The 23,757-nt window shown below is 74.1% G+C and carries 25 protein-coding genes; 5 read left to right on the forward strand and 20 right to left on the reverse strand.

What is annotated here, in order from left to right; translation table 11 throughout:
• Positions 1–69 precede the first annotated feature (69 nt).
• Together ACI8AC_RS15670 and nucS are read right to left on the reverse strand one after the other, a co-directional pair.
• Positions 70–1,851, reverse strand: a complete 1,782-nt coding sequence (locus ACI8AC_RS15670) for a 3-hydroxyacyl-CoA dehydrogenase family protein (protein WP_456898724.1) — start codon at positions 1,849–1,851, stop codon at positions 70–72.
• Positions 1,852–1,972: 121 nt separating this feature from the next.
• The gene (gene nucS, locus ACI8AC_RS15675; protein WP_456898725.1) at positions 1,973–2,644 is read right to left on the reverse strand and encodes an endonuclease NucS; all 672 of its coding nucleotides are present in this window, start codon (positions 2,642–2,644) and stop codon (positions 1,973–1,975) included.
• Positions 2,645–2,722: 78 nt separating this feature from the next.
• Here nucS and ACI8AC_RS15680 point away from each other — a divergent pair, with 78 nt between their 5' ends.
• Entirely contained in the window at positions 2,723–3,604 is an 882-nt protein-coding gene (locus tag ACI8AC_RS15680) for a hypothetical protein (RefSeq protein ID WP_456898726.1), read from the forward strand.
• Between the two features lie 109 nt (positions 3,605–3,713).
• Here the strand turns inward: ACI8AC_RS15680 and ACI8AC_RS15685 are convergent, their stop codons facing one another.
• Positions 3,714–5,060 (reverse strand): dicarboxylate/amino acid:cation symporter, encoded by a 1,347-nt coding sequence (locus ACI8AC_RS15685; RefSeq protein WP_456898727.1) that lies wholly within the window; start codon positions 5,058–5,060, stop codon positions 3,714–3,716.
• A 196-nt stretch (positions 5,061–5,256) separates the two neighbouring features.
• Entirely contained in the window at positions 5,257–6,036 is a 780-nt protein-coding gene (locus ACI8AC_RS15690; RefSeq protein ID WP_456898728.1) for an enoyl-CoA hydratase-related protein, read from the reverse strand.
• Positions 6,037–6,092: 56 nt separating this feature from the next.
• Here ACI8AC_RS15690 and ACI8AC_RS15695 point away from each other — a divergent pair, with 56 nt between their 5' ends.
• Both ACI8AC_RS15695 and ACI8AC_RS15700 read left to right on the forward strand, forming a co-directional pair.
• The gene (locus ACI8AC_RS15695; protein ID WP_456898729.1) at positions 6,093–6,821 is read left to right on the forward strand and encodes a YqjF family protein; all 729 of its coding nucleotides are present in this window, start codon (positions 6,093–6,095) and stop codon (positions 6,819–6,821) included.
• A gap of 55 nt (positions 6,822–6,876) precedes the next feature.
• Positions 6,877–7,896, forward strand: a complete 1,020-nt coding sequence (locus tag ACI8AC_RS15700) for a Gfo/Idh/MocA family protein (RefSeq protein WP_456898730.1) — start codon at positions 6,877–6,879, stop codon at positions 7,894–7,896.
• Between the two features lie 40 nt (positions 7,897–7,936).
• Here the strand turns inward: ACI8AC_RS15700 and ACI8AC_RS15705 are convergent, their stop codons facing one another.
• Positions 7,937–9,952: a methylmalonyl-CoA mutase family protein gene (locus tag ACI8AC_RS15705; protein ID WP_456898731.1), complete on the reverse strand. Its 2,016-nt coding sequence runs from the start codon at positions 9,950–9,952 to the stop codon at positions 7,937–7,939.
• A gap of 95 nt (positions 9,953–10,047) precedes the next feature.
• Between ACI8AC_RS15705 and ACI8AC_RS15710 the strand changes: the two genes are divergently transcribed.
• Entirely contained in the window at positions 10,048–10,368 is a 321-nt protein-coding gene (locus ACI8AC_RS15710; RefSeq protein ID WP_456898732.1) for a hypothetical protein, read from the forward strand.
• 49 nt (positions 10,369–10,417) lie between these two features.
• Here ACI8AC_RS15710 and murA read toward each other — a convergent pair whose 3' ends face one another.
• Positions 10,418–11,698, reverse strand: coding sequence for a UDP-N-acetylglucosamine 1-carboxyvinyltransferase (gene murA, locus ACI8AC_RS15715; RefSeq protein ID WP_456898733.1), 1,281 nt, complete (start codon positions 11,696–11,698; stop codon positions 10,418–10,420).
• Between the two features lie 79 nt (positions 11,699–11,777).
• On the opposite strand from murA, the gene ACI8AC_RS15720 reads away from it, so the two are divergent.
• Entirely contained in the window at positions 11,778–12,392 is a 615-nt protein-coding gene (locus ACI8AC_RS15720; protein ID WP_456898734.1) for a cob(I)yrinic acid a,c-diamide adenosyltransferase, read from the forward strand.
• A 63-nt stretch (positions 12,393–12,455) separates the two neighbouring features.
• Here the strand turns inward: ACI8AC_RS15720 and ACI8AC_RS15725 are convergent, their stop codons facing one another.
• The 14 genes from ACI8AC_RS15725 to ACI8AC_RS15790 form a co-directional block, all read right to left on the reverse strand.
• A complete protein-coding gene (locus ACI8AC_RS15725) occupies positions 12,456–12,857 on the reverse strand; it encodes a DUF2550 domain-containing protein (protein WP_456898735.1) in 402 nt (133 codons plus the stop codon).
• 42 nt (positions 12,858–12,899) lie between these two features.
• Positions 12,900–13,286 carry a F0F1 ATP synthase subunit epsilon gene (locus tag ACI8AC_RS15730; RefSeq protein WP_456898736.1) on the reverse strand — a complete coding sequence of 129 codons (387 nt, stop codon included), beginning with the start codon at positions 13,284–13,286 and terminating at the stop codon, positions 12,900–12,902.
• 140 nt (positions 13,287–13,426) lie between these two features.
• A complete protein-coding gene (locus ACI8AC_RS15735; protein WP_456898737.1) occupies positions 13,427–13,603 on the reverse strand; it encodes a hypothetical protein in 177 nt (58 codons plus the stop codon).
• A gap of 279 nt (positions 13,604–13,882) precedes the next feature.
• Positions 13,883–15,316 (reverse strand): F0F1 ATP synthase subunit beta, encoded by a 1,434-nt coding sequence (gene atpD / locus ACI8AC_RS15740; RefSeq protein ID WP_456898738.1) that lies wholly within the window; start codon positions 15,314–15,316, stop codon positions 13,883–13,885.
• Between the two features lie 71 nt (positions 15,317–15,387).
• Complete coding sequence (locus ACI8AC_RS15745; protein ID WP_456898739.1) at positions 15,388–16,362, reverse strand: F0F1 ATP synthase subunit gamma; 975 nt, start codon at positions 16,360–16,362, stop codon at positions 15,388–15,390.
• A 1-nt stretch (position 16,363) separates the two neighbouring features.
• On the reverse strand, positions 16,364–18,001 hold the full coding sequence (gene atpA, locus ACI8AC_RS15750; protein WP_456898740.1) for a F0F1 ATP synthase subunit alpha: 1,638 nt from the start codon (positions 17,999–18,001) through the stop codon (positions 16,364–16,366).
• Positions 18,002–18,045: 44 nt separating this feature from the next.
• Positions 18,046–18,921, reverse strand: coding sequence for a F0F1 ATP synthase subunit delta (locus tag ACI8AC_RS15755; RefSeq protein WP_456898741.1), 876 nt, complete (start codon positions 18,919–18,921; stop codon positions 18,046–18,048).
• Positions 18,921–19,502: a F0F1 ATP synthase subunit B gene (locus ACI8AC_RS15760; protein WP_456898742.1), complete on the reverse strand. Its 582-nt coding sequence runs from the start codon at positions 19,500–19,502 to the stop codon at positions 18,921–18,923. The genes ACI8AC_RS15755 and ACI8AC_RS15760 overlap by 1 nt, the downstream gene beginning before the upstream one ends.
• A gap of 49 nt (positions 19,503–19,551) precedes the next feature.
• Entirely contained in the window at positions 19,552–19,779 is a 228-nt protein-coding gene (gene atpE, locus ACI8AC_RS15765; protein WP_014742489.1) for an ATP synthase F0 subunit C, read from the reverse strand.
• 111 nt (positions 19,780–19,890) lie between these two features.
• The gene (gene atpB / locus ACI8AC_RS15770) at positions 19,891–20,718 is read right to left on the reverse strand and encodes a F0F1 ATP synthase subunit A (RefSeq protein WP_456898743.1); all 828 of its coding nucleotides are present in this window, start codon (positions 20,716–20,718) and stop codon (positions 19,891–19,893) included.
• Positions 20,715–20,930: a hypothetical protein gene (locus tag ACI8AC_RS15775; protein ID WP_456898744.1), complete on the reverse strand. Its 216-nt coding sequence runs from the start codon at positions 20,928–20,930 to the stop codon at positions 20,715–20,717. Before ACI8AC_RS15775 ends, atpB begins: the two co-directional genes overlap by 4 nt.
• Before the next feature lie 128 nt (positions 20,931–21,058).
• Positions 21,059–21,592 carry a hypothetical protein gene (locus ACI8AC_RS15780; protein ID WP_456898745.1) on the reverse strand — a complete coding sequence of 178 codons (534 nt, stop codon included), beginning with the start codon at positions 21,590–21,592 and terminating at the stop codon, positions 21,059–21,061.
• Positions 21,589–22,845, reverse strand: a complete 1,257-nt coding sequence (locus ACI8AC_RS15785; RefSeq protein ID WP_456898746.1) for a glycosyltransferase family 4 protein — start codon at positions 22,843–22,845, stop codon at positions 21,589–21,591. Before ACI8AC_RS15785 ends, ACI8AC_RS15780 begins: the two co-directional genes overlap by 4 nt.
• 263 nt (positions 22,846–23,108) lie before the next feature.
• On the reverse strand, positions 23,109–23,750 hold the full coding sequence (locus ACI8AC_RS15790) for an L-threonylcarbamoyladenylate synthase (RefSeq protein WP_456898747.1): 642 nt from the start codon (positions 23,748–23,750) through the stop codon (positions 23,109–23,111).
• Positions 23,751–23,757 lie beyond the last annotated feature (7 nt).

Here is a 23,757-nt window from a genome sequence, read left to right on the forward strand (position 1 = left end):
CCGCCGGGGCACCGGGGGAGCGGGTCAGCGGGTGGCGGGTCAGCGGGTGGCGGGTCAGCGGGTGGCGGGTCAGCGGGTGGCGTGGTCCCGGAACCCGCGACCGGTCTTGCGGCCGAGGTAGCCGGCGGTGACCAGGTGCTCGAGCAGCGGGGCCGGGGCGAAGCCGGGCTCGCGGAACTCGGTGTAGAGCTCCCGCTCGATCGCCAGGGAGACGTCGAGGCCGACGACGTCCAGCAGCTCGAACGGGCCCATCGGGTAGCCGCAGCCGACCTTCATCGCGGCGTCGATGTCGTCGGCGGTCGCGTAGTGCGCCTCGAGCATCTTCACCGCGTCGTTCAGGTACGGGAAGAGCAGCGCGTTGACGATGAAGCCCGCCCGGTCGGTGCACGAGACCGCGTGCTTGCCCAGCCGCTCGCAGACGGCGTGGCCGGTGGCCGCGACGTCGGGCGCCGTGGCGATCGTGGAGACCACCTCGACCAGCTTCATGACCGGCGCCGGGTTGAAGAAGTGCAGGCCGACCACGTCGGCGGGCCGGCCGCTGGCCTGGGCGCACTCGATGACCGGCAGGCTGGAGGTCGTCGTGGCCAGCACCGCACCCGGCTTGCAGATCTCGCCCAGCGCCGCGAACAGCGCCTGCTTGGTGGCCAGGTGCTCCACGACCGCCTCGACGACCAGGTCGGCGTCGGCGAGCTCGTCGAGCGTGGCCGTGCCGGTCACCCGGGCCAGCGCCTCGTCGCGGGCGGCCTCCTCCAGCCGGCCGCGGACGACCTGCTTGTCCAGCGACCGGCGCAGCGCGGACTGCACGGCCTCGACCTTGTCGAGGGTGCGGGCCACGTAGGTCACCTCGTAGCCGCCCTTGGCGAACACCTCGATGATCCCGGTCGCCATCGTCCCGGAGCCCACGACCCCGACCGAGCGCACCGGCCGGGCGCCCTCCGCGGCGCCACCGGGCGCGGGGGTGCGCTCGTCGGGCACCACCTCCGCGGAGTCGCGGCCGGCGTAGGTGTAGAAGCCGCGGCCGGACTTCCGGCCCAGCAGGCCGGCGGTCATCATCTGCTTGATGACCGGGCTCGGCGCGTGCAGCCGGTCCCGCGACTGCCGGTACATCGTGTCCAGGATCTCGTAGGCGGTGTCGATGCCGATGAGGTCCATGAGCGCCAGCGGGCCCATCGGCAGGCCGCAGCCCAGCCGCATCGCCGCGTCGATGTCCTCGCGGCTGGCGTAGCGGTTCTCGTACATGGAGACCGCGTGGTTGAGGTAGCCGAACAGCAGCGCGTTGGCGATGAACCCGGCCTTGTCCCCGATGGTCACGTCGACCTTGCCGAGCCGGGCGGCCAGCGCCTCGACGTCCTCGATCACCGAGGGCTCGGTGACCACGGTCCGCACCACCTCGACCAGCTTCATGACCGGCGCCGGGTTGAAGAAGTGCATGCCGATGACCTTGCTCGGCCGGCCGGTGGCCACGGAGATCTCGGTGACCGACAGGCTCGAGGTGTTGGTCGCCAGGATGGTGTCCGGCGGGCAGATCTTGTCGAGCTGGCTGAAGATCTCGCGCTTGAGCTCCATCCGCTCGGGCACCGCCTCGACGACGAGCTCGGCCTCGGCGAGGTCCTCCAGCGAGGTGCCGTAGCGGATCCGGCCGAGGATGGCCTCGCGGTCGGCCTCCTCCAGCTTGCCGCGGCGCAGCGCCCGCTCGGTGGACTGCTCGACGTGCGCCCGGCCGCGGGCCACCGCCTGGTCGTCGACGTCCACCGCGGTCACCGACAGCCCCGCGCGGGCCAGCACCTCGGTGATGCCGGCCCCCATGGTGCCGAGCCCCACGACGCCGACCTGGGTCAGTTCTCTGGCCACGCTGCCCTCTCCTCCGCGTCGGGCCCGCCGCGGGGCGCCGTCGTCCGTGACGCAGGGCAGTGTCCCACCCCCGCGTCGCCTCCTCCCGGCCGGTCGGAGGCCGGCTCGGGGAGGGCCTTCCTCAGAACAGCCGCTGGGTCGGGTCGTCGGTCCCCTTGAGGACGGCGTAGTCCACCGTCACGCAGTCGATGCCGCGGTCGGTGGCCAGCACCCGCGCCTGCGGCTTGATCTCCTGCGCGGCGAAGACGCCCTTGACCGGCGCCAGCAGCGGGTCCCGGTTGAGCAGCTCCAGGTAGCGGGTCAGCTGCTCCACGCCGTCGATCTCCCCCCGCCGCTTCACCTCGACCGCCACCGTGGTCCCGGAGGCGTCGCGGCAGAGCAGGTCCACCGGGCCGATCGCGGTGGGGTACTCGCGGCGGACCAGCGACCAGCCGGCCCCGAAGGTCTCGACGTGGAGGGCCAGCAGCCGCTGCAGCTCGGCCTCGACGCCGTCCTTCTGCAGCCCCGGGTCGACGCCGAGCTCGTGGCTGGAGTCGTGCTCGACCGACTCGATGGTGATGAGCAGCTGCTCGCCGGCCTTGTTGGTCACCGTCCAGGTGCCCGACCCGTCGACCAGCGCGTCCGTGAAGGTGCACGGCGGGGTCATCCAGTTCAGCGGCTTGTAGGCGCGGTCGTCGGCGTGGACGGAGACCGACCCGTCGGCCTTGACCAGCAGCAACCGGGGTGCCATCGGCAGGTGGGCGGTCAGCCGACCGATGTAGTCGACGGAGCAGCGGGCGATGACCAGGCGCACGGGAGCCGACGGTACCGAACCGGCAACGGTCCGACCGGCACGCCCGGATCCGGGCCGCCCGACGGGCATCCTGGGTCCGTGCGCCGCTCCTCGCTCCTCCGGCCCGCCGCCGCGCTCGCCGTCGCGCTCCCGGTCGTCGCCGTCCTGACCGGATGCGCCCAGCGCGGGGGGAGCGCCGCTCCCCCGCCGGCCCCGCCCGCCGCGGAGGGGCCGGGCCGGCTGCTCCTGGAGGTCGAGCACACCGGTGGGTTCGTGACACCGGAGTTGCTGGCCGGCCGGCTGCCGCTGGTGACCGTCCTCGCCGACGGCCGGGTGGTCACCCAGGGCGCGCAGATCGCGATCTACCCCTCCCCCGCGCTGCCGAGCCTGCAGCTGTGGCAGCTCGGCGCCGACGGGGTGCAGACCGTGGTCGACCGCGCCGTCGCCGCCGGCGTGACCGACACCGGCGACCTCGGCAGCCCGGCGATCGCGGACGCGCCGTCCACCCGGTTCACCCTCGTCACAGACGAGGGCACGGAGGTGCGCGAGGTCTACGCCCTCGGCATGGAGGTCGACGACCCGGCCCTGACCCCGGAGCAGCGGACCGCCCGCGGTGCGCTGCAGGGCCTGCTCGACGTGCTCACCGACCCCGGCACGACGCTGGGCGCCGAGGGTCCCGAGCCCTACGAGCCCGAGGCCGTGGCCGCCGTCGTCCGGCCGTGGACGGCCGACCCCGACCCGGAGCTGGTCCAGCCGGAGGTGAGCTGGCCCGGCCCGGCGCTGCCCGGTGAGGACCTCGACGCCCGGCTCGGGCTCTCCTGCGTGGTGGCCCGCGGGGACGAGGCCGACGCCGTGCTCGCCGCCGCGGAGGGGGCCAACGTGCTCACCCCGTGGGTGGCCGCCGACGGCACCCGCTGGGCGCTGACCCTGCGGCCGCTGCTCCCGCACGAGACCGGCTGCGGCGACCTGGTCGAGCAGTAGGACGACGCGGGGCCCGGTCCCCGTGCGGAGGACCGGGCCCGGCTCGGCATGGCCGCCCCTGCAGGGTCCCGCCCCCGAGCTCGCGAGGGGTGGGGCAGGGGGTCCTCCCTCAGGCGGTGACCCGCTCCCGGAGGTCGGCGTCCACGCCCCCGCGCTGCTCGGCCGGGGCCAGCGGGTCGACCGTGGAGGTCGACCGGTAGCGCTCGACGTCGAGGATGCCCTCGCGCCGGGCGACGACGGTGGGCACCAGCGCCTGGCCGGCGACGTTCACCGCGGTGCGGCCCATGTCGAGGATCGGGTCGACGGCCAGCAGCAGGCCGACGCCGGCCAGCGGCAGCCCCAGGGTCGACAGGGTGAGGGTCAGCATGACCACCGCGCCGGTGACGCCGGCGGTGGCGGCCGAGCCCACGACCGAGACCACGGCGATGAGCAGGTAGTCGGTCAGGGACAGGTCGACGCCGAAGAACTGGGCCACGAAGATCGCGGCCAGCGCCGGGTAGATCGCGGCGCACCCGTCCATCTTGGTGGTCGCGCCCAGCGGGACGGCGAAGGAGGCGTAGGACCGGGGCACGCCCAGGTTCTGCTCGGTCACCCGCTCGGTCACCGGGAGCGTGCCGATCGACGAGCGGGACACGAAGGCCAGCTGGATCGCCGGCCAGGCACCGGCGAAGAAGCGCAGCGGCGAGAGCCCGTGCAGCCGGAGCAGCACCGGGTAGACGACGAAGAGGACCAGGGCCAGGCCGGCGTAGACGGCGCCGGTGAAGACCCCCAGCGAACCGAGGGACTCCCACCCGTAGCTGGCCACGGCGTTGCCGATGAGCCCGACGGTGCCGACCGGGGCCAGCCGGATGACCCACCAGAGCACCTTCTGCACGACGGCCAGGGCCGAGCGGGTCAGCGCGAGGAACGGCTCGGCCGGCTCGCCCACCTTGAGGACGGCGACGCCGACGGCGACCGCGACCACGATCAGCTGCAGCACGTTGAACGACAGGACTCCGTCCGGCGAGGACTGCAGGCCCAGGACGTTGCCGGGCACCAGGCCGGTGAGGAAGTCCCACCAGGAGCCGGTGGTCTCGGGGACCGCCTGCGCGGCGGCGTCCACCGAGCTGTTGCGGCCCGGCTCGGTCAGCAGCCCCAGGCCGATGCCGATCGAGACGGCGACCAGGGCGGTGATCGCGAACCACAGCAGCGTCTGGCCGGCCAGGCGGGCGGCGTTGGAGACCTGCCGGAGGTTGGCGATGGAGACGATGACGGCGGTGACGACCAGCGGCGGCACCAGCGCCTTCAGCAGGGTGACGAAGGTGCCGCCGATGGTCTGCAGGGTGCTGGTCAGCCAGTTGGGCGAGCCGTCGGCGACGGGGCCGAGGTCACGGGCGAGGAGCCCGAGCGCGATGCCGAGCGCCAGGCCGAGGAGGACCTGGGCCGCGAAGGGGACGCGGCGGAGACGTGCGAGCACGAGGAGTGCCTTCCGGGGAGGGGGTGGACGACGGCGGGCGCGGTCGCGCGCTCAGCCGCCGGTGGTCACCCGGCACAGGTCGACGACGCGCCGCCGCGTCAGTCCCCAGACGTTCTGCACGCCGGGGTGCAAGGCCCCCGCCGCCCCGCCTCATCCCGGGTGTGCGCACCCTCACCCGGACGCGCCGGCCGGCCGCTCAGTCGGGCCAGACCGGCTGCCGCTTCTCCAGGAACGCCGCCATCCCCTCGCGCGCGCCGGGGATCTGGCTGGCCGCGGCCATGACCTCGACGGCGGTCGTGTAGGCGTCCCGCTCTGGTCGGTCGAGCTGGGCGTACATGGTCTGCTTGCCCCAGGCCTTGCTCGCCCGGGAGCCGCGGGTCGCACGCCGCATCAGGTCGGCCACGGCGTCGTCCAGCTCGGCGTCGGGGACGACCCGGTTGACCAGCCCCCAGTCCAGCGCCGTCCGCGCGTCGATGACGTCACCGGTCAGCGCGAGCTCCATGGCCCGCTTGCGGCCGACGTTGCGGGCGATGGCCACCATCGGCGTGTGGCAGAACCAGCCGCCCTTGCCGCCGGGCGCGGCGAACCCGGCCGACTCCGCCGCGACGGCCAGGTCGCAGCTGGCGACCAGCTGGCAGCCCGCCGCCGTGGCCAGGGCGTGCACGCGGGCGATGACCACCTGCGGCACCTCCTGCAGCGTCTGCATCAGCTCGGTGCACAGCTGCAGGAGGCTGCGCACCTCCGGCAGCGGGGACCCGGCCACGTCGGCGAAGTCGTGCCCGGCGCTGAACACCGGCCCCTCGGCGGCCAGCACGATGCCCGCGGCGTCGGTGCCGCCCGCCTCGGTCACCGCGTCGAGCAGCTGCTGCAGGTGCTCGCGGGACAGCGCGTTGCGGCGCTGCGGCCGGGTCATGGTGATGGTGACGACGTCGGCGTCGCGCGCCACCCGCGGTGCGCCCTGTGCGGTCATGGTCATGGCCCGACCCCACCACGCCGCCGCCGTCGGGGCAACGCCCCTGGGACGCTGGCCGGGTGGACCCCGAGGCGGTCACCGACACCGCACCCCGCCCCGCCGGCCGGACCGTCTTCACCCAGGGCTGGCGGGACGTCACCTTCCTGCACTGGGCGGCCGACCCGGCCGTGGTCGCCCCCCTCCTCCCGCCGGGCACCCGCCCCGACGTGCTCGACGGCGTCACCTACGTCGGGCTGATCCCCTTCCGCATGCGCCGCATCGGCCTGCTCGGCGCCCCGGGCCTGCCCTGGTTGGGGTCCTTCGCCGAGACCAACGTGCGGCTCTACTCCGTGGACGGCGCCGGCCGCCGCGGCGTGGTCTTCCGGTCGCTGGACGCCGATCGGTTGCTCCCGGTGCTGGCCGCCCGGTGGGTCGCCGGGCTGCCGTACCTGTGGTCGCGGATGCGGGTGCGGCGGGACGGCGACGTCCTCACCTACACCTCCCGCCGGCGGTGGCCGGGGCCGCGGGGCGCCGGCTCGCGGGTCGTCGTCCGCGTCGGGCCGCGGCTGGCCGACCCCGGCCCGCTCGCCGGCTTCCTCACCGGCCGCTGGGGGCTGCACCAGACCGCCGGCGGCCGGCTGGCGTACTGGCCGAACGAGCACCCGGCGTGGCCGCTGCACTCCGCCGAGCTGCTGGAGTTCGGCGACGAGCTCGTGGCCGCGGCCGGGCTCCCCGGCGTCGGCGGCCCCCCGGGCAGCGTGCTGTTCTCCCCCGGCGTCGACGTGCGGTTCGGCCCCCGCCTGCGGTGACCGGGGAGCCGCGGCGCGGGTGCCGCGCCGTGGCCCCCGGTGCAGGATCGGACCCGTGGACCCGGTGCGCTTCGGACTCGTCGGCTACGGCTTCGGCGGCCGGTGGTTCCACGCCCCCCTGCTGGCCGCCGCGCCCGACTGCGACCTGCTCGGCGTGGTGACCACCTCCCCCGAGCGGCAGGCGCTCGTCGCCACCGAGCACCCGGGCCTGGCCACGTTCGCCTCGCTCGAGGAGCTGGCCGGCGCCGGGGCGGAGGCGGTCGCCGTCTCCACCCCGGCCGGCACGCACACGGCGCTCACCGAGCGCGCGCTGCGGCTGGGCCTGGCGGTGGTCTGCGACAAGCCCTTCGCCCTCGACGCCGACGCCGCCCGCGGCTCGGTGGCGCTGGCCGCCGACCTGGGGCTGCCGCTGTCGCCGTACCAGAACCGCCGGTGGGACTCCGACTTCCGCACGGTCCGCGCGCTGGCCGGGGCCGGCCGGCTGGGCACCCTGCGGCGGCTGGAGTCGCGGTTCGAGCGGTGGGACCCCGAGCCCGGCCCGCCCGCCGCCGGGGGTGGCACGCTGCTGGATTTCGGCAGCCACCTGGTCGACCAGGCGCTGGTGCTGCTGGGGCCGGTCGAGGCGGTGCACGCCGAGTGGCGGGTGCGCGCCGGCGGCCTGGACGACGACGTCTTCCTCGCACTGGCCCACACGAGCGGGGCGCGGTCGCACCTGTGGGGCAGCTGGAGCGAGGGGGCGCCCGGGCTGCGGTTCCGCGTGACCGGGAGCGCGGGCAGCTACACCGTGGCCGGCCCCATGGACGGGCAGGAGGCGGCGCTGCTGGCCGGGCGGAGGCCCGACGGCGGCACCTGGGGTGCCGAGCCGCCCGAGCGGTGGGGGCGGCTCGCCCGCGGGGACGACGCCGAGACGGTGCCCAGCGAGCGCGGCGCCTGGGACACCTTCTACCCGGCCTTCGCCCGGGCGGTGCGCGGCGAGGGCCCGGTGCCGGTGGACCCGGCCGACGCCGTCGCGACCGCCGCGGTGCTGGACGCCGCCCGGGTCAGCGCCACCGAGGGCCGCACCGTCCGGCTGTAGCGGAGCACGGGGCGCGCCGGACCCGCCCGTGGCGCCCCGCCTACGCGGGAGCGGGCTGCCTCTCCCCCAGGCCGTGGGCCTCGCGGACGACGTCGACGATCTGGCCCATGATGTCGGTGAGGGCGAAGTCCTTCGGCGTGAAGACGCGGGCCACGCCGAGCTCGCGCAGCCGGCGGGCGTCGCCGTCCGGCACGATCCCGCCCACCACCACCGGGACGTCGTCCAGCCCGGCCTCGCGCAAGCCCCGCAGCACCGCCGGGACCACCTGCAGGTGCGAGCCGGAGAGCACCGACAGCCCGACGACGTCCACGTCCTCCTCCACCGCGGCCGACACGATCTGCTGCGGCGTGAGCCGGATGCCCTGGTAGACCACCTCGAAGCCGGCGTCCCGCGCCCGCACGGCGATCTGCTCGGCGCCGTTGGAGTGCCCGTCGAGCCCGGGCTTGCCGATCAGCAGCCGCAGCCGGCCGCCGAGCTCCTCCCCCGTCGCGCGCACCCGCTCCCGGACCCGCTGCAGGGTCGCGTCCCCCTCGGCACCGGCGGCCGCCGCGACGCCGGTGGGGGCCCGGTACTCCCCGAAGACCTCCCGCAGCACCCCGGCCCACTCCCCCGTCGTCACCCCGGCGCGGGCGCAGTCGAGCGTGGCCGCCATGAGGTTCTCCGACGTACCGGCCGCCTGCCGCAGCCGGTCGAGCGCCGCGCGGACCGGCTCGGGGTCGCGCTCGGCCCGCCAGCGCCGCACCGCCTCGGCCGCGGCGTCCTCGACGGCGGGGTCCACGGTCTGGATGGCGGTGTCGAGGTCGGCCAGCAGCGGGTTGGGCTCGGTGGTCTCGAAGCGGTTGACGCCGACGACGACGTCCTCGCCGCTCTCCATCCGCCGCCGCCGCTCGGCCAGCGAGGCGACCAGCCGGCCCTTCATGTACCCGGACTCCACCGCGGCCACCGCGCCGCCGAGCTCGGCGACCCGCGCCATCTCCTCGCGGGCGCCCTCGACCAGCTCGGCGACCTTGCGCTCCACGACGACCGAGCCGGTGAACAGGTCGTCGTACTCCAGCAGGTCGGTCTCGTAGGCCAGCACCTGCTGCAGCCGCAGCGACCACTGCTGGTCCCAGGGGCGGGGCAAGCCCAGCGCCTCGTTCCACGCCGGCAGCTGGACGGCCCGGGCGCGGGCGTCGCGGGACAGGGTGACCGCGAGCATCTCCAGCACGATGCGCTGCACGTTGTTCTCCGGCTGGGCCTCGGTGAGGCCCAGCGAGTTGACCTGCACCCCGTACCGGAACCGGCGGTGCTTCGGGTCCTGCACGCCGTAGCGGTCCCGGGTCAGCTCGTCCCAGAGCTGGGTGAACGCCCGCATCTTGCACATCTCCTCGACGAAGCGGACGCCCGCGTTGACGAAGAAGGAGATGCGCGCGACCACCTCGCCGAAGCGCTCCTGCGGGACCTGCCCGGAGTCGCGCACCGAGTCGAGCACCGCGACGGCGGTCGAGAGCGCGTAGGCGATCTCCTGCACCGGCGTCGCCCCGGCCTCCTGCAGGTGGTAGCTGCAGATGTTGATCGGGTTCCACCGCGGCATGGCCGTCACCGTGTAGGCGACCATGTCGGTGATCAGCCGCATGCTGGGCCCGGGCGGGAAGACGTAGGTCCCCCGCGACAGGTACTCCTTGATGATGTCGTTCTGCGTCGTCCCGGCCAGCCGGGACACGTCGTGCCCGTGCTCCTCGGCGACGGCCTGGTAGAGGGCCAGCAGCCACATGGCCGTCGCGTTGATCGTCATCGACGTGTTCATCTCGTCGAGCGGGATGCCGTCGAAGAGCGCGCGCATGTCGCCGAGGTGCGCGACCGGGACGCCGACCTTGCCGACCTCACCCGCCGCCAGCTCGTCGTCCGGGTCGTAGCCGGTCTGGGTCGGCAGGTCGAAGGCCACCGACAGCCCCGTCTGCCCCTTGGCGAGGTTCCGCCGGTAGAGGGCGTTGGACTCGGCCGGTGAGGAGTGCCCCGCGTAGGTGCGCATCACCCAGGGGCGGTCGCGGTCCTTCGGCGCTGAAGGGAACGGCATGCCGCCGGAGTCTAGGGCGGTTACCCACGAGTAGGAATCCCGGCACGGGAGGCGTGCGCGGTGGCACACTCGTCCGGGGGCCGAGGACGAGGGGGGTGCGCACCGTGTACGGAGGCAGCGGGTTCGCGCCGCTGGGACTCATCATCGCGTTCGCCGTGCTCTTCGGGCTGGCGCTGTTCCTGCGCTGGGCGTTCGGCCCGGGCTCGCAGCACCGGCCGCGGACCGACGACGGCCTGCTCGTCCGGATCGCCACGTTCCCGCGCCGGGAGTCGGCGCTGGCGCTGCGCGCGGTGCTCTCCGACGCGGGGATCCGCTCGACCATCCGCACCCCGGCGCCCCTGCACCAGGAGGTCTTCGTGTTCCCCGAGGACCTCCCGCGGGCGCGGCAGCTGGCCGCCTCCTTCCCCGGCGGCTGACGAAGGACCCTCGCGCCCCCGCGCCTCGCCCCGGGCCCTCGCGCGAGGCCTAGTCGGGGCGCTGCACCCGCTCGACCCGCGCCCCGAGCCCGCACAGCTGGGCGACGAAGTCCGGGTAGCCGCGGTCGACGTGGTGCACGTCCTGCACCTCGGTCACCCCGTCGGAGACCAGCCCGGCCAGGATCAGCCCGGCGCCCGCGCGGATGTCGGTGGCCACCACCGGGGCGCTGGAGAGCCGTTCCCGCCCGCGGACGACGGCGTGGTGGCCGTCGATGCGCACCGAGGCGCCGAGCCGCACCAGCTCGTTGACGAACATGAACCGGCCCTCGAACACGTTCTCCGTGATGAGCGCGGTCCCGGTCGAGACCGCGGCCAGCGCGACCGCCATCGGCTGCAGGTCCGTGGGGAACCCCGGGTAGGGCAGCGTGACGATGTCGACGCAGCGCGGGCGGTCGTCCATCGCGACCCGCAGGCCGCCGTCGACCGGCTCCACGTGCGCGCCGGCGTCGGTGAGCTTGGCCAGGGCCACCGTCAGGTGGTCGGGGACCGCCCGCTCGATCACGACGTCCCCGCGGGTCATCACCGCGCCGATGGCCCACGTGCCGGCCACGATGCGGTCCGGGACGGTCGTGTAGGTGACCGGCCACAGCTCCTCGACGCCCTCGACGGTGATCGTCGAGGTCCCGGCGCCGTCGATGCGGGCGCCCATCGCACTGAGCATGGCGCACAGGTCGACGATCTCCGGCTCGCGGGCGGCGTTGTCGACCACCGTGGTGCCGTCGGCGAGGACCGCGGCCATGACCAGGTTCTCCGTCGCGCCGACGGAGGGGAAGTCCAGCCACAGCGAGGTGCCGGTGAGCTTCGGGGCGGTGGCGACGAGGAAGCCGTGCTCGCTCTCGATCGTGGCGCCCAGCCGCTCGAGCCCGGAGATGTGCATGTCCAGCCCGCGGGACCCGATGGCGTCCCCGCCGGGCAGCGCCACACGGGCCGACCCGCAACGGGCCACCAGCGGCCCCAGCACGCTGATCGACGCCCGCATCTTGCGGACCAGGTCGTAGTCGGTCTCCGTGCTGGGCTGCTCCGGGACGTCGACCACCACCCGGCCGCCGCCCCCACCGGTCCCGTACCGCTCGTAGGTCACGCCGCAGCCCAGCCGGCGCAGCACCTCGCTCATGATGGCGACGTCGAGGATGTCGGGGACCTCGTCCAGCGTCGTCCGCCCGGACGCGAGCAGCGCCGCCGCCATGAGCTTGAGGGCGCTGTTCTTGGCGCCGGTGACCCGCACCCGGCCGGTGAGGGCCGTGCCGCCGGCCACCTCGAAGCACTCCACCGGCCCACCCTACGGTGACCACGCGGTCACCCACCCGGCACCGGTGGGGCGACGGGGCCCTTCTTCTACGCTCGCGGGCATGAGCGTCCGGCTGACCCGCATCTACACGAAGACCGGTGACGCCGGGCAGACGCACCTCGGCGACATGAGCCGGGTGTCGAAGACCGACCCGCGCCTGGTCGCCTACGCCGACGTCGACGAGGCCAACAGCGTGCTCGGCCTGGCGCTGGCCCTGGGTTCCCCCACCGACGAGCTGGCCGAGCTGCTGCGCAGCGTGCAGAACGACCTCTTCGACGTCGGCGCCGACCTGTGCACCCCCGTGGTGCGCGACCCGGAGTTCCCGCCGCTGCGGGTCACCGAGGCCTACACGGAGCGGCTCGAGGCCGCCTGCGACCGGTACAACGAGACGCTGCCGAAGCTGACGAGCTTCATCCTGCCCGGGGGGACGCCACTGGCCGCGCTGCTGCACCAGGCGCGGGTGGTCACCCGCCGGGCCGAGCGCAGCGTGTGGGCGCTGGTGGGCGCCGACGCCGACGGCACCAACGCCGAGACCGCGCGCTACCTCAACCGGCTCTCCGACCTGCTGTTCATCCTCGCCCGGGTGGCCAACCCGGGCGGCGACGTGCTGTGGGAGCCCGGCGCGCACAGCGGGGTGCACGCCCAGCGCGCGGCCCGCGACGCCGCCGAGGGCTGAGCGCCGGCCCCCTCCCGGGCACCGCCCCGAGCCTGCGAGGGGCGGGGAGGAGGGGGTCCTTTCTCAGCGGATCGGCGGCGCGGACTCCACCCAGGAGAGGAAGCCGGTCACCGTCGAGGGCTCCATGGCCAGCTCCCGGGGGCCGGCGGCCGTGGCGCAGCTGAGGACGACGAGGTCGGACGGGAGCGCGACGTCGTCGCGGGCGGCCGGTCGCCGGGCCTCGACCTGGAACTCGGCGCGGCACAGCCGCTGCTGCGGGCGCACGGAGAGGGAGAGGGCCCGGTACCAGAGCAGCGCGTCACCGCCGTACCAGGCCACGCCCAGCGACCACCGCGGGGAGCCGGCCGGGCGCAGCCACATGGTGACCGCACCCAGCCCGGAGAGCAGGAACCGCCGGCGCAGCAGGAAGGCGACCACGACGGCCACCACCACGGTGACGGCCAGCACCAGCCAGACGGTCGTCACGCCGCGGCCCGGTGCTGCATGGGGAGGAGCCGGTCCCCGGGCTCAGGCGTCCTGACCGGCGGCGCGCAGGCGCCCCTGTGCACGACGGGCCGCGGCCAGGGACTCGGCGTCGTCACCGCCCTCGGCGCGGCGCAGCGCCTCGCGGGCCCGCTCGACGTCGATCTCGGAGGAGATCTCCGCGGTCTCGGCGAGGATCGAGACCCCGCGGTCGGTGACCGAGAGGAAGCCGCCGTGGGCGGCCACCACGAGGTCCTCCCCCTCGGTCGTGCGGATGGTCACGACCCCACCGGGGGCCAGCTCGCCCAGCAACGGCGCGTGCCCGGGCAGCACACCCAGCTCGCCCTCCGTCGTCCGCGCGATGACCATGCTGGCCTCACCGGACCAGATCATCCGCTCCACGGCCACCAACTCGACCTGCAGGGTCGCCACGACACTCCTCGGGGTACGGACGGGACGGTGCTCGGGTCACCGGCGTCCCGGGGGACACGGCGACGGGTCGGACCCACTGTAACCGGCGCCCCCGGCCGGTCCCGCGCCACTCGGACGGGTGACGGGGCGGACCGCCGCGGTCAGTGCGCCCGGCGGTAGAGCAGGGTCCAGCGGCCGACCCGCAGCCACGGGCGGCGCACGGTGGACGCCGGGGCCCACTCCTCGGTCACGTACTGGCGGCCCTCGACGTACGGGATGCCGGCCGACGGAGGCCAGCTCCAGTCGAGGTCCCTGCGCGCCCCCGCAACACCGTCCACCGTGGTCTCCCTGCCCGACCTCTGCTGGCCACTTCCGCACCACGAGTCACATCGGTCACGAGCATCCCGCTCTTGAGCCCGAGTGACCAGTCCCTTCGCCGCATCGTGATACCCGCGTGTCCCGGATCCAGACATCGGCCCCCGGCGGCCGCACGCGGGCCCGGAGACGGTGACGGCCGGGCCCCCGGGATGGGGGCCCGGCCGTGGTGACGCGGTGCGTTGGCCCCGCTGCAGGGCCCCGCCGCGAGCTCGCGAGCGGCGGGGGGCAGCGGGGTCCTTCTACCTCTTGAGCTTGTCCGCGTTGCGCTCGAGGTCCTCGAGCCCACCGCACATGAAGAACGCCTGCTCGGGCACGTGGTCGTACTCGCCCTCGGTCAGCGCCTTGAAGGCCTGCAGCGTCTCCGCCAGCGGGACGAACGAGCCCGGCTGTCCGGTGAACGCCTCGGCCACGAACATGTTCTGCGAGAGGAACCGCTCGATGCGCCGGGCCCGGTTGACCGTGACCTTGTCCTCCTCGGAGAGCTCGTCGATGCCGAGGATGGCGATGATGTCCTGCAGCTCCTGGTAGCGCTGCAGGATCCGCTTCACCTCCGACGCGATCGCGTAGTGCTCCTGGCCCACGTACTGCGGGTCGAGGATCCGGCTGGTGGAGTCCAGCGGGTCGACGGCCGGGTAGATGCCCTTCTCCGAGATCGGGCGCGAGAGGTTGGTCGTCGCGTCCAGGTGGGCGAAGGTCGTGTGCGGCGCCGGGTCGGTGATGTCGTCGGCGGGCACGTAGATGGCCTGCATGGAGGTGATGGACCGGCCCCGGGTGGAGGTGATCCGCTCCTGCAGCTGGCCCATCTCGTCGGCGAGGGTCGGCTGGTAGCCCACGGCGGAGGGCATGCGGCCCAGCAGCGTGGACACCTCGGACCCGGCCTGGGTGAACCGGAAGATGTTGTCGATGAAGAGCAGCACGTCCTGGTTCTGCTCGTCGCGGAAGTACTCCGCCATCGTCAGGGCCGAGAGCGCCACCCGCAGCCGGGTGCCCGGCGGCTCGTCCATCTGGCCGAAGACCAGCGCGGTGGACTCGATGACGCCGGACTCGGTCATCTCGGTGATGAGGTCGTTGCCCTCGCGGGTGCGCTCCCCCACCCCGGCGAACACCGAGACACCACCGAACTCCTGGGCGACGCGGCGGATCATCTCCTGGATCAGCACGGTCTTGCCCACGCCGGCCCCGCCGAACAGGCCGATCTTCCCGCCGGCCACGTAGGGCGTGAGCAGGTCGATGACCTTGATGCCGGTCTCCAGCATCTCGGTGCGGCCCTCGAGCTGGTCGAACCGCGGCGCGTGCCGGTGGATCTCCCAGTGCGGCGCGTCCTCGCCCCAACCGGGCTTGTCCAGGCAGTCGCCGAGGGCGTTGAAGACGTGCCCCTTGGTGACGTCCCCGACCGGCACCGAGATGGCCGAGCCGGTGTCGGTCACCTCGGCGCCGCGGACCAGGCCGTCGGTCGGCTGCATCGAGATCGTGCGGACCACGTTGTCACCCAGGTGCTGGGCGACCTCCAGGGTCATGGTCTTGCCCAGGTCGGCGAGGGTGACCTCGACCTTCAGGGCGTTGTACAGGTCGGGCATCGCGTCGCGCGGGAACTCGACGTCGACGACCGGCCCGGTGACCCGGACGACGCGGCCGGTCGTCTGGGTGGTCGGACGGTCCTCGGTGACGGTCATCTGTACTGCTCTCCTGCCCTCGGGCTCGCTTGCTCGCGTGTTCATGGTCCCCGCCGCGGGCGGGGAGGGGGTCAGTCGCCGGCGCCGGCGGCCACGAGCGCGTCGGCGCCGCCGACGATCTCGCTGATCTCCTGGGTGATGTCGGCCTGGCGGATCTGGTTGGCCTGCCGCGACAGGTTCTTCGCCAGCTCCTCCGCGTTGTCCGACGCCGACTTCATCGCCCGTCGCCGCGACGCCGACTCCGAGGCCGCGGCCTCCAGCATCGCCGCGTAGATGCGGGTGGTGACGTACTTCGGCAGCAGCGCGTCCAGGAGCGCGTCGGGCGAGGGCTCGAACTCGTAGGCGGTCGGGACGCCGGAGTCACCGGTGGTGACCCCGTGCTCGCGGTCCTCCCGCTCGTAGTCGAACTCCTCCACCTCCTCCACCTCCAGCGGCGCCATCCGCCGCGCGACCGGGACCTGCGCGAGCAGCGAGCGGAACTCGGTGTAGACGATGTGCAGCTCGTCCACGCCGAGCACCCCGTCGGCGCCCGCGCCGTCCCCCTCGTCGTCCAGGCCCGCCGTGAAGGCGGCGATGAGCGCCTCCCCGACGCCCTGCGCGTCGGGGTAGGAGGGCTGCTCGGAGAACCCGGTGAAGGTCTCCACCATCGGCCGGTCGCGGAAGGAGTAGTAGGTCTCCCCCTTGCGGCCGACGACGTAGAGCAGCGGCTCCTTGCCCTCCTGCCGCAGCAGCGAGAGCAGCTCCTCGGTGCGCCGCAGGACGTTGACGTTGTAGGAACCGGCGAACCCGCGGTCGGAGGTGATGACGAGCACCGCCGCCCGGCGCGGGTTCTCCCGCTCGGTCAGCAGGGGGTGGTCCAGCGACGCCGAGCCGGCCAGCGCGGAGAGCACCCGGGTGATCTCCCGCGCGTAGGGCTTGGACGCCTCCACCCGGGCCTGGGCGCGCACGATGCGGGCGCCGGCGATCAGCTCCTGCGCCGAGAAGATCTTCTTCGTCGACTGCGTGGAGCGGATGCGGCGCCGCAGCGCGCGGAGGTTGCCGGCCACGTCAGGCGCTCCGCTTGACCTGGACGCGCTCCTGGCCGCGCTCGGACGCGTCCATGGCCTCGGCCTCGGGCTCGTTGATCCGCAGCGTGCCGCCGTCGGAGAGCTGGAACTGCCCGTAGAACTCCTCGACCGCCGCCTCGAGCCCGCGGACGGCGTCGTCGCCGAGCGCCTTGCTCTGGCGGATCCCGTCGTAGACGCCGTTGTGGCTGCGCCCGACGAAGTCGAGGAACTCCTGCTCGAAGCGGCGGACCTCGGGCACCGGCACGCGGTCGAGCTTGCCGGTGGTCCCCAGCCAGATCGAGACGACCTCGCGCTCCACCGGGTAGGGCTGGTACTGGCCCTGCTTGAGCAGCTCCACCAGCCGCTGCCCGCGCTCGAGCGTCGCCCGGCTGGAGGCGTCCAGGTCCGAGGAGAAGGACGCGAAGGCCTCGAGCTCGCGGTACTGCGCCAGGTCCAGCCGGAGCCGGCCGGCGACCGACTTCATGGCCTTGATCTGCGCGGAGCCACCGACGCGGGACACCGAGATGCCGACGTTGATGGCCGGGCGGACACCGGAGTTGAACAGACCGGTCTCGAGGAAGATCTGCCCGTCGGTGATGGAGATGACGTTGGTCGGGATGTAGGCCGACACGTCGTTGCCCTTGGTCTCGATGAGGGGCAGCCCGGTCATCGAGCCGGCGCCGAGCTCGTCGGAGAGCTTCGCGCAGCGCTCCAGCAGCCGGGAGTGGAGGTAGAAGACGTCGCCGGGGTAGGCCTCGCGGCCCGGCGGGCGGCGCAGCAGGAGGGAGACCGCGCGGTAGGCCTCGGCCTGCTTGGACAGGTCGTCGAACACGATGAGGACGTGCTTGCCCTCGTACATCCAGTGCTGGCCGATGGCCGACCCGGTGTAGGGGGCGATGTACTTGAAGCCCGCGGCCTCGGACGCCGGGGCGGCGACGATGGTCGTGTACTCCATCGCGCCGGCCTCCTCGAGCGAGGCGCGGATGGCGGCGATCGTCGAGCCCTTCTGACCCACCGCGACGTAGATGCAGCGCACCTGCTGGGACGGGTCCCCGGTGGCCCAGGCCTGCTTCTGGTTGATGATCGTGTCGGTGACGATCGCGGTCTTGCCGGTCTGCCGGTCACCGATGACCAGCTGCCGCTGGCCGCGGCCGATCGGCGTCATGGCGTCGATGGCCTTGATGCCGGTCTGCATCGGCTCGTGCACCGACTGCCGCTGCACGACGGTGGGCGCCTGCAGCTCCAGCGCGCGACGCCCGGTGGTCTCGATCGGGCCGGCGCCGTCGATGGGGTTGCCCAGCGGGTCCACCACCCGGCCGAGGTAGCCGTCGCCGACCGGCACGGAGAGGACCTCCCCGGTGCGGCGGACCTGCTGGCCCTCCTCGATGCCGGCGAAGTCACCGAGGACGACGACACCGACCTCACGCACGTCGAGGTTGAGGGCCAGGCCGCGCACGCCGCTCTCGAACTCGAGCAGCTCGTTCGTCATGACCGAGGGCAGGCCCTCGACGCGGGCGATGCCGTCACCGGCCTCGGTGACGATGCCGACCTCCTCCCGGGAGACGTCCGGGGAGTAGCCGGAGACGTAGTTCTGGATGGCACTGCGGATCTCGTCGGCGGAGATCGTCAGCTCGGCCATGTCTGGGTCCTCTTCCCTGCGGGTGGTGTCGGTGTGGGAGGCGCTCAGCCGGCGAACCGGCGGCCGGCGGCCTCGAGTCGGTGGGCGACGCTGCCGTCGATGACCTCGTCACCGACGCGGATGACCAGCCCGCCGAGGACGGCGGGGTCGACGGTCACCTGCAGCCCCATCTGCCGGCCGTAGATGCGGCCGAGCACGTCGGCGAGCCGCCGCTCCTGGGCCGCGGTGAGCGCCACGGCGGTCGTCACGTAGGCGACCGAGCGCCCGCGCCGGCGGGACGCGGCCTCGGAGAGCCGCTCGACGACGTTCTCCGCGGTGCCCACCGACCGGCGGGTCAGGTGGTTGCGCAGCAGCAACCCGGTGACCGGGCTCGTGCGCCCGCGCAGCAGCTCGTCGATGAGGGACGCCTTGCCCTCGGCCGGGGCGGAGCGGTCGCTGAGGATCCGGGAGAGCCGGGGGTCGCCGGCGACGATCCGGCCGAACCGGAACAGCTCGTCCTCGACGTCCTCGAGCTCGCCCCGGCTCTCGGCCGACTCGAGCGCGGCCTCGGTGGCCAGCGACTCGGCCGCCTCGACCAGGTCCAGCGGCCGTGACCAGCGCTGCCGGGCCACCGTCTCGACGAGGTCGAGCGCGGTGTCCGACACCCGGCCGCCCAGCAGCCGGCGGACCACGCCGGCGCGGTCGGCCGGGGTGGCCGCCGGGTCGGACAGGGCCCGGCGCAGCGACACGTGCCCGTCGAGCAGGCGCGCCACCGAGAAGAGCTCCTCGGCCAGGCCGAACAGCGCGTCGTCGGTGACCGCCCGCGACGGCTGGCCGGTGAGCCGGTCCCGCGTCCGCTCGACCAGGCCCGACGCCGGCCGCGTCAGCTCGTCCAGGCGCTCGCGCGCCTGGGCGAGCGCCGCGCGGCTGGAGGCGTCCATCAGCGACCGCCCTCCGGGGCGTACACGGAGCTGCCGGTCCGGCCGTCCGGCGAGCCGCCGGCGGCCATCCCGTCGAGCTGGTCGAGGAAGCGGTCGACGGTCCCCCGGCGCCGCGCCTCGTCCTCGAGGGACTCGCCGACGACCCGGCCGGCCAGCGTGACCGCCAGCGCGCCGATCTGCCCGCGCAGCTCGTTGACGACCGACTGCCGGGAGGCGGCCAGCTGCTCCTCGCCGCGGGCGACGATGCGGGCCGACTCCTCCTGGGCCTGGGTGCGCAGCTCCTCGAGGATCTGCTGCCCCTCGGCCCGCGCCTGGTCGCGGATCTGCGCGGCCTCGGTGCGGGCCTCGGCCAGCTGGGCCCGGTACTGCTCCAGCGCCGCCTTGGCCTCGGCCTGCATGGCCTCGGCCCGCTCGATGCCGCCCTCGATGGCCTCCCGGCGGGCCCGGAAGACCTGCTCGAAGCGCGGCGCGACGAACTTGAACATCACCAGCAGCACGATCGCGAAGGCGATCAGGCCGATGATGATCTCGCCCACCGGCGGGATGAGCGGGTTGGCGCTCTCCGCAGCGAGGATGCTCATGGTCTCAGTGTCCCTGTCTGGAGTCGGAACCCGTACCCGGAGGTACGGATCAGGTGCCGAAGACGAAGGGGACGACGAAGCCGATCAGCGCGAGCGCCTCGGAGAGGGCGAACCCGAGGAACGCGTAGGTGCGGGTCAGGCCGGCGGACTCGGGCTGCCGGGCGGTCGCCTGGATGTAGGCGGCCCAGACGATGCCCACGCCGATACCCGGGCCGATCGCGGCCAGGCCGTAGCCGACCGAGCCGATGCTGCCGGTCAGTTCTGCCAGAACGTCCATTGCGGGGTCTTTCCTCCTGTGTCGTCGTCCGGCGGGCGCCGGACGGCTTGCGGGGGGTCGTGCGGTGGTGCAGGTGCAGGTGAGCGGGGGGAGCCGCTCAGAGGTGGAGGCTCAGTGCTCGGCCTCGATCGACCCGTTGAGGTAGGTCCCCATCAGGACGGTGAAGACGTAGGCCTGCAGGAAGATGACGAGCAGCTCGAAGAAGGTCATCACGATCGCCATGAGCGCCGAGACCGGCCCGAAGACGGCCGAGAAGTTGCCCACCGTGAACAGGTAGGTCGCGCCGAGGGCGAAGACGACCAGCAGCATGTGCCCGGCGAACATGTTCGCGAAGAGCCGGACCGCGAGGGTGAAGGGCCGGACGACGAAGTTCTGCAGGATCTCGATCGGCGTCACCAGGACGTACATCGGCTTGGGCACACCCGGCAGGAACAGGATGTCCTTGAAGTAGCGCCCGGCGCCCTGCTCGCGGATGCCGATGTAGATGTAGAGCACCCAGCAGATGCCCGCCAGCACCAGCGGGAAGGCGAACTTCGACATCGGCGAGATCTGCGCGAACGGGACGATCGCCATCAGGTTGTTCGCGAGGATGAAGAAGAAGAGCGAGGCCAGGAACGGGGCGAAGGGCAGACCCTTCGGGCCGACGACGTCCCGGGCCACGCCGTCCCGGATGAGCGAGTAGCCGGACTCGCCGACGAACTGCAGCTTCCCGGGCACGATGGAGGGCTTGCGGACCGACGCGACCAGGAACGCGATCATGGCGAGCGTGGCCACCCAGAGGATGATCGTGATCCGGGTGATCTCGAAGTCCACGCCGAGGAGGGAGAAGGTGGCCACCGGCTCCGGGTAGAACTCACCGAGCCCCGGGGCGACGAAACCGCCGCCGGGGTCGCTCTCGACAGCGAGCACGCTGCCGCGCTCGAGGGCGCTGGAGGTCACCGTTGTCCCTTCTGCGTCCTGGGCCGGCTCGGTCGGCCGCCCTGGGTGGTACGGGTGGGCCGCTTCCCCGCCGGTGGCGGGTCGGCGGCGCCGTAGCGGGCCACCACCAGGTAGATGGCGACCGCCATGCCGAGGATGATGCCGACCGGGAAGAACGCTCGCGCGTCGAGCCACCGGTCGAGCAGCCAACCGGCCCCGCCCCACACGGCCATCCCCGAGATCATCGTCCCGATGACGGCCCACCCGGTGTCGGTGCCACTGCCCCGACGAGACGGGCTCGCAGGTCGAGGCCGAGCGTCCCCGCGCGGGGGCAGGTCCTCGGCCATCGGCCCGGACACTATCAGCCGCGTTCCGGGGGCCTCGGCGGGTCCACGCGTCCGGGTGACGCCGCGGTCGTGCGATGCGGGCTCGTGCCCGGTGGGGTCGCCGCGCGGGGCGGGGCGGGCGGAGCCGCACGGGGCGGGGCGGGCGGGGGCACGTAGTACAGCTGCCGGGTCCACACCCACCGCAGGTGCACGCCGCTCCACACCAGTGCACCGATGACGACGGTCCACGCGAGCGTGAGCCGGTCGAGCCAGCCCTCCTCCGGCAGGGCGTCGAGCACCGCGAAGAGGACCAGGGCCTTGACGAAGAAGGCGCCGAGGGCCGCCGGCAGGGTGAAGGCGTCGTTGATCCGGCCGGCCCACGCCACCGCGACGCCGGAGACGACGAAGAACGCGGTGACCACCACGGCACCCAGCAGCACCCCCACGGCGGCGTCCCACCCGGCCAGCAGGCCGGTGACCGGCGCGGCCACGGCGGTGAGGGCGGCGGTGACGAGCGCACCGACGCGGAGGAAGGAGAGGTCCCAGGGGGCCTCGGAGGTCGGGTTCATCGGACTCCCTGCCCGGCGCCGGCGGCCCGCGGCGCGGACCCGGCGGCCGGGTCGGCCGGTGGTCGTCTGCCGGCGCGGACGGCCCGCGCCGTGGGGTGGTCAGCGCGGCTGCGCTCCCGCTGCGCCGCGATCTCGGAGGCGCGCGCCTCCCGGGCGGCCCGCCGGGTGCGCGGGGCCAGCACCACGACGACCCCGACGACCAGGAGCGCGCCGATGGCGACCAGCAGCTCCGCCCGCCCCCCGGTGATGGACAGCCCGACGGCTCCCGAGGAGAGCAGGGCGGCCCAGAAGTACATGACCAGCACCGCGCGCCGGTGGGAGTGGCCGATGGCCAGCAGCCGGTGGTGCAGGTGCATCTTGTCCGGCGCGAACGGCGAGCGGCCGCGCAGGCTGCGCCGGACGACGGCGAGGACGAGGTCGATGAACGGGATGGAGAGGACCGCGATCGGCACCAGGAGGGGTAGCGCCAGCGGCAGGAGGCTGGCCGCGGAGTCGAACGACTGCGGGTCGACCCCCCCGCTGGCGCTCACCGCGGCCGCCGAGAGCATGAGGCCGACGAGCATCGAGCCGGAGTCGCCCATGAAGATGCGCGCCGGGCTGAAGTTGTGCGGCAGGAAGCCCAGGCAGGCGCCGGCCAGCACGGCGGTGATCAGCGCCGGGGCGCTGGCCACGTCGCCGTAGCCGACGAGGCCGAGGTTGTAGCTGTAGGCGAAGAAGGCCAGCGCGGCGATCGCGGAGACGCCCGCGGCCAGCCCGTCGAGGCCGTCGATGAAGTTGAGGGCGTTCACCGTGAGGACGGTCAGCAGGATCGTCAGCGGCACGCCGATGTCGGGGCCCAGCGACAGCGTGCCGATGTCGGCCACCGGCAGGAAGACGAAGGCCAGCTGGACGCCGAGCAGCACCATGACGCCCGCGGCGGCGATCTGCCCGGTGAGCTTGGTCAGCGCGTCGAGGCCGAACTTGTCGTCGAGCACCCCGAGCGCGCAGATCAGGCCGCCGGCGACGAGCACCGCGGCGGTCTGCGAGTCCTCGAAGGTGCGCTGCAGGGCCGGCAGCCGGGTGGCGACCAGCACCGCCGCGACCACCCCGAGGTACATCGCCACGCCGCCGCCCCGGGGGGTGGGGATGACGTGCACGTCCCGTTCCCGGGGTGCGGCCATCATCCGCAGCCGGACGGCGAGCACCCGGACCACCGGGGTGGACAGGAAGGTGACCAGCGCGGCGGTGAGCAGGACGACGACGTACTCACGCATCGGTCAGTCCGCGCGTCGTCCGGGGTGCGCGCCGGTGCAGGGGACGGTCACGGGTGCGCTCCATGGGACGGCGGACGGGGACCGGACGGCAGGCGCCCCCGGACGGTGCCCCCACGGTATCGCCCCGGGGGCCGCCCCACCGGCAGCCGGCGTCCCGCGGCTCCTCTGCAGGGTCCCGCCGCGGCCCCGTCCCGAGGCCCACCCCGAGCCTGCGAGGGGTGAGGAGGACGGTCCTTCGACGGTGGGGGCAGAGGGTCCTTCTGCTACTCGGTGACCTCGGGCACGACCTCGCGCAGCGCGTCGACCGGGACCGCGCCCACCCGGAGCACCCGCGGGGTGGGGCCGGTGCAGTCGACGATCGTGCTGGCCGCGGTGCCGGTGCGCGGGCCGCCGTCGAGGACGACCGCGGCCCGTTCGCCGAGCTGGGCGACCGCCTCCTCGGCGGTGGTCGCCGCCGGCCGGCCCGAGCGGTTGGCGCTGGAGACGGCGAGCGGGCCGGTGCGGCGGAGCAGGTCCCGGGCCACGTCGTCGTCCGGCAGGCGGACGGCCACCGTGCCCTGCGCGTCACCGAGGTCCCAGGCCAGCGAGGGGGCGTGCTCGACGACGAGGGTCAGCCCCCCGGGCCAGAACGCCTGGGCGAGCGCGGTGGCCACCGGCGGGGTGCTGGTGACGAGCCCGGCGAGCGTGGAGGCCTCGCCGATGAGGACCGGGACCGGCATCGTCCGCCCGCGGTTCTTGGCCGCCAGCAGGCGGGTCACCGCCGCGGGGGTGAACGCGTCGGCGGCCACCCCGTAGACGGTGTCCGTGGGCATCAGCACCAGCTCGCCGCGGGAGAGGGCGGCGGCCGCGGCGTCCAGGCCGGCGGCGCGCGCCCCGGCGTCGGTGCAGTCGTAGAGGTCGGCCACGGGGCCG

Source organism: Geodermatophilus sp. SYSU D00758, from assembly GCF_054049955.1.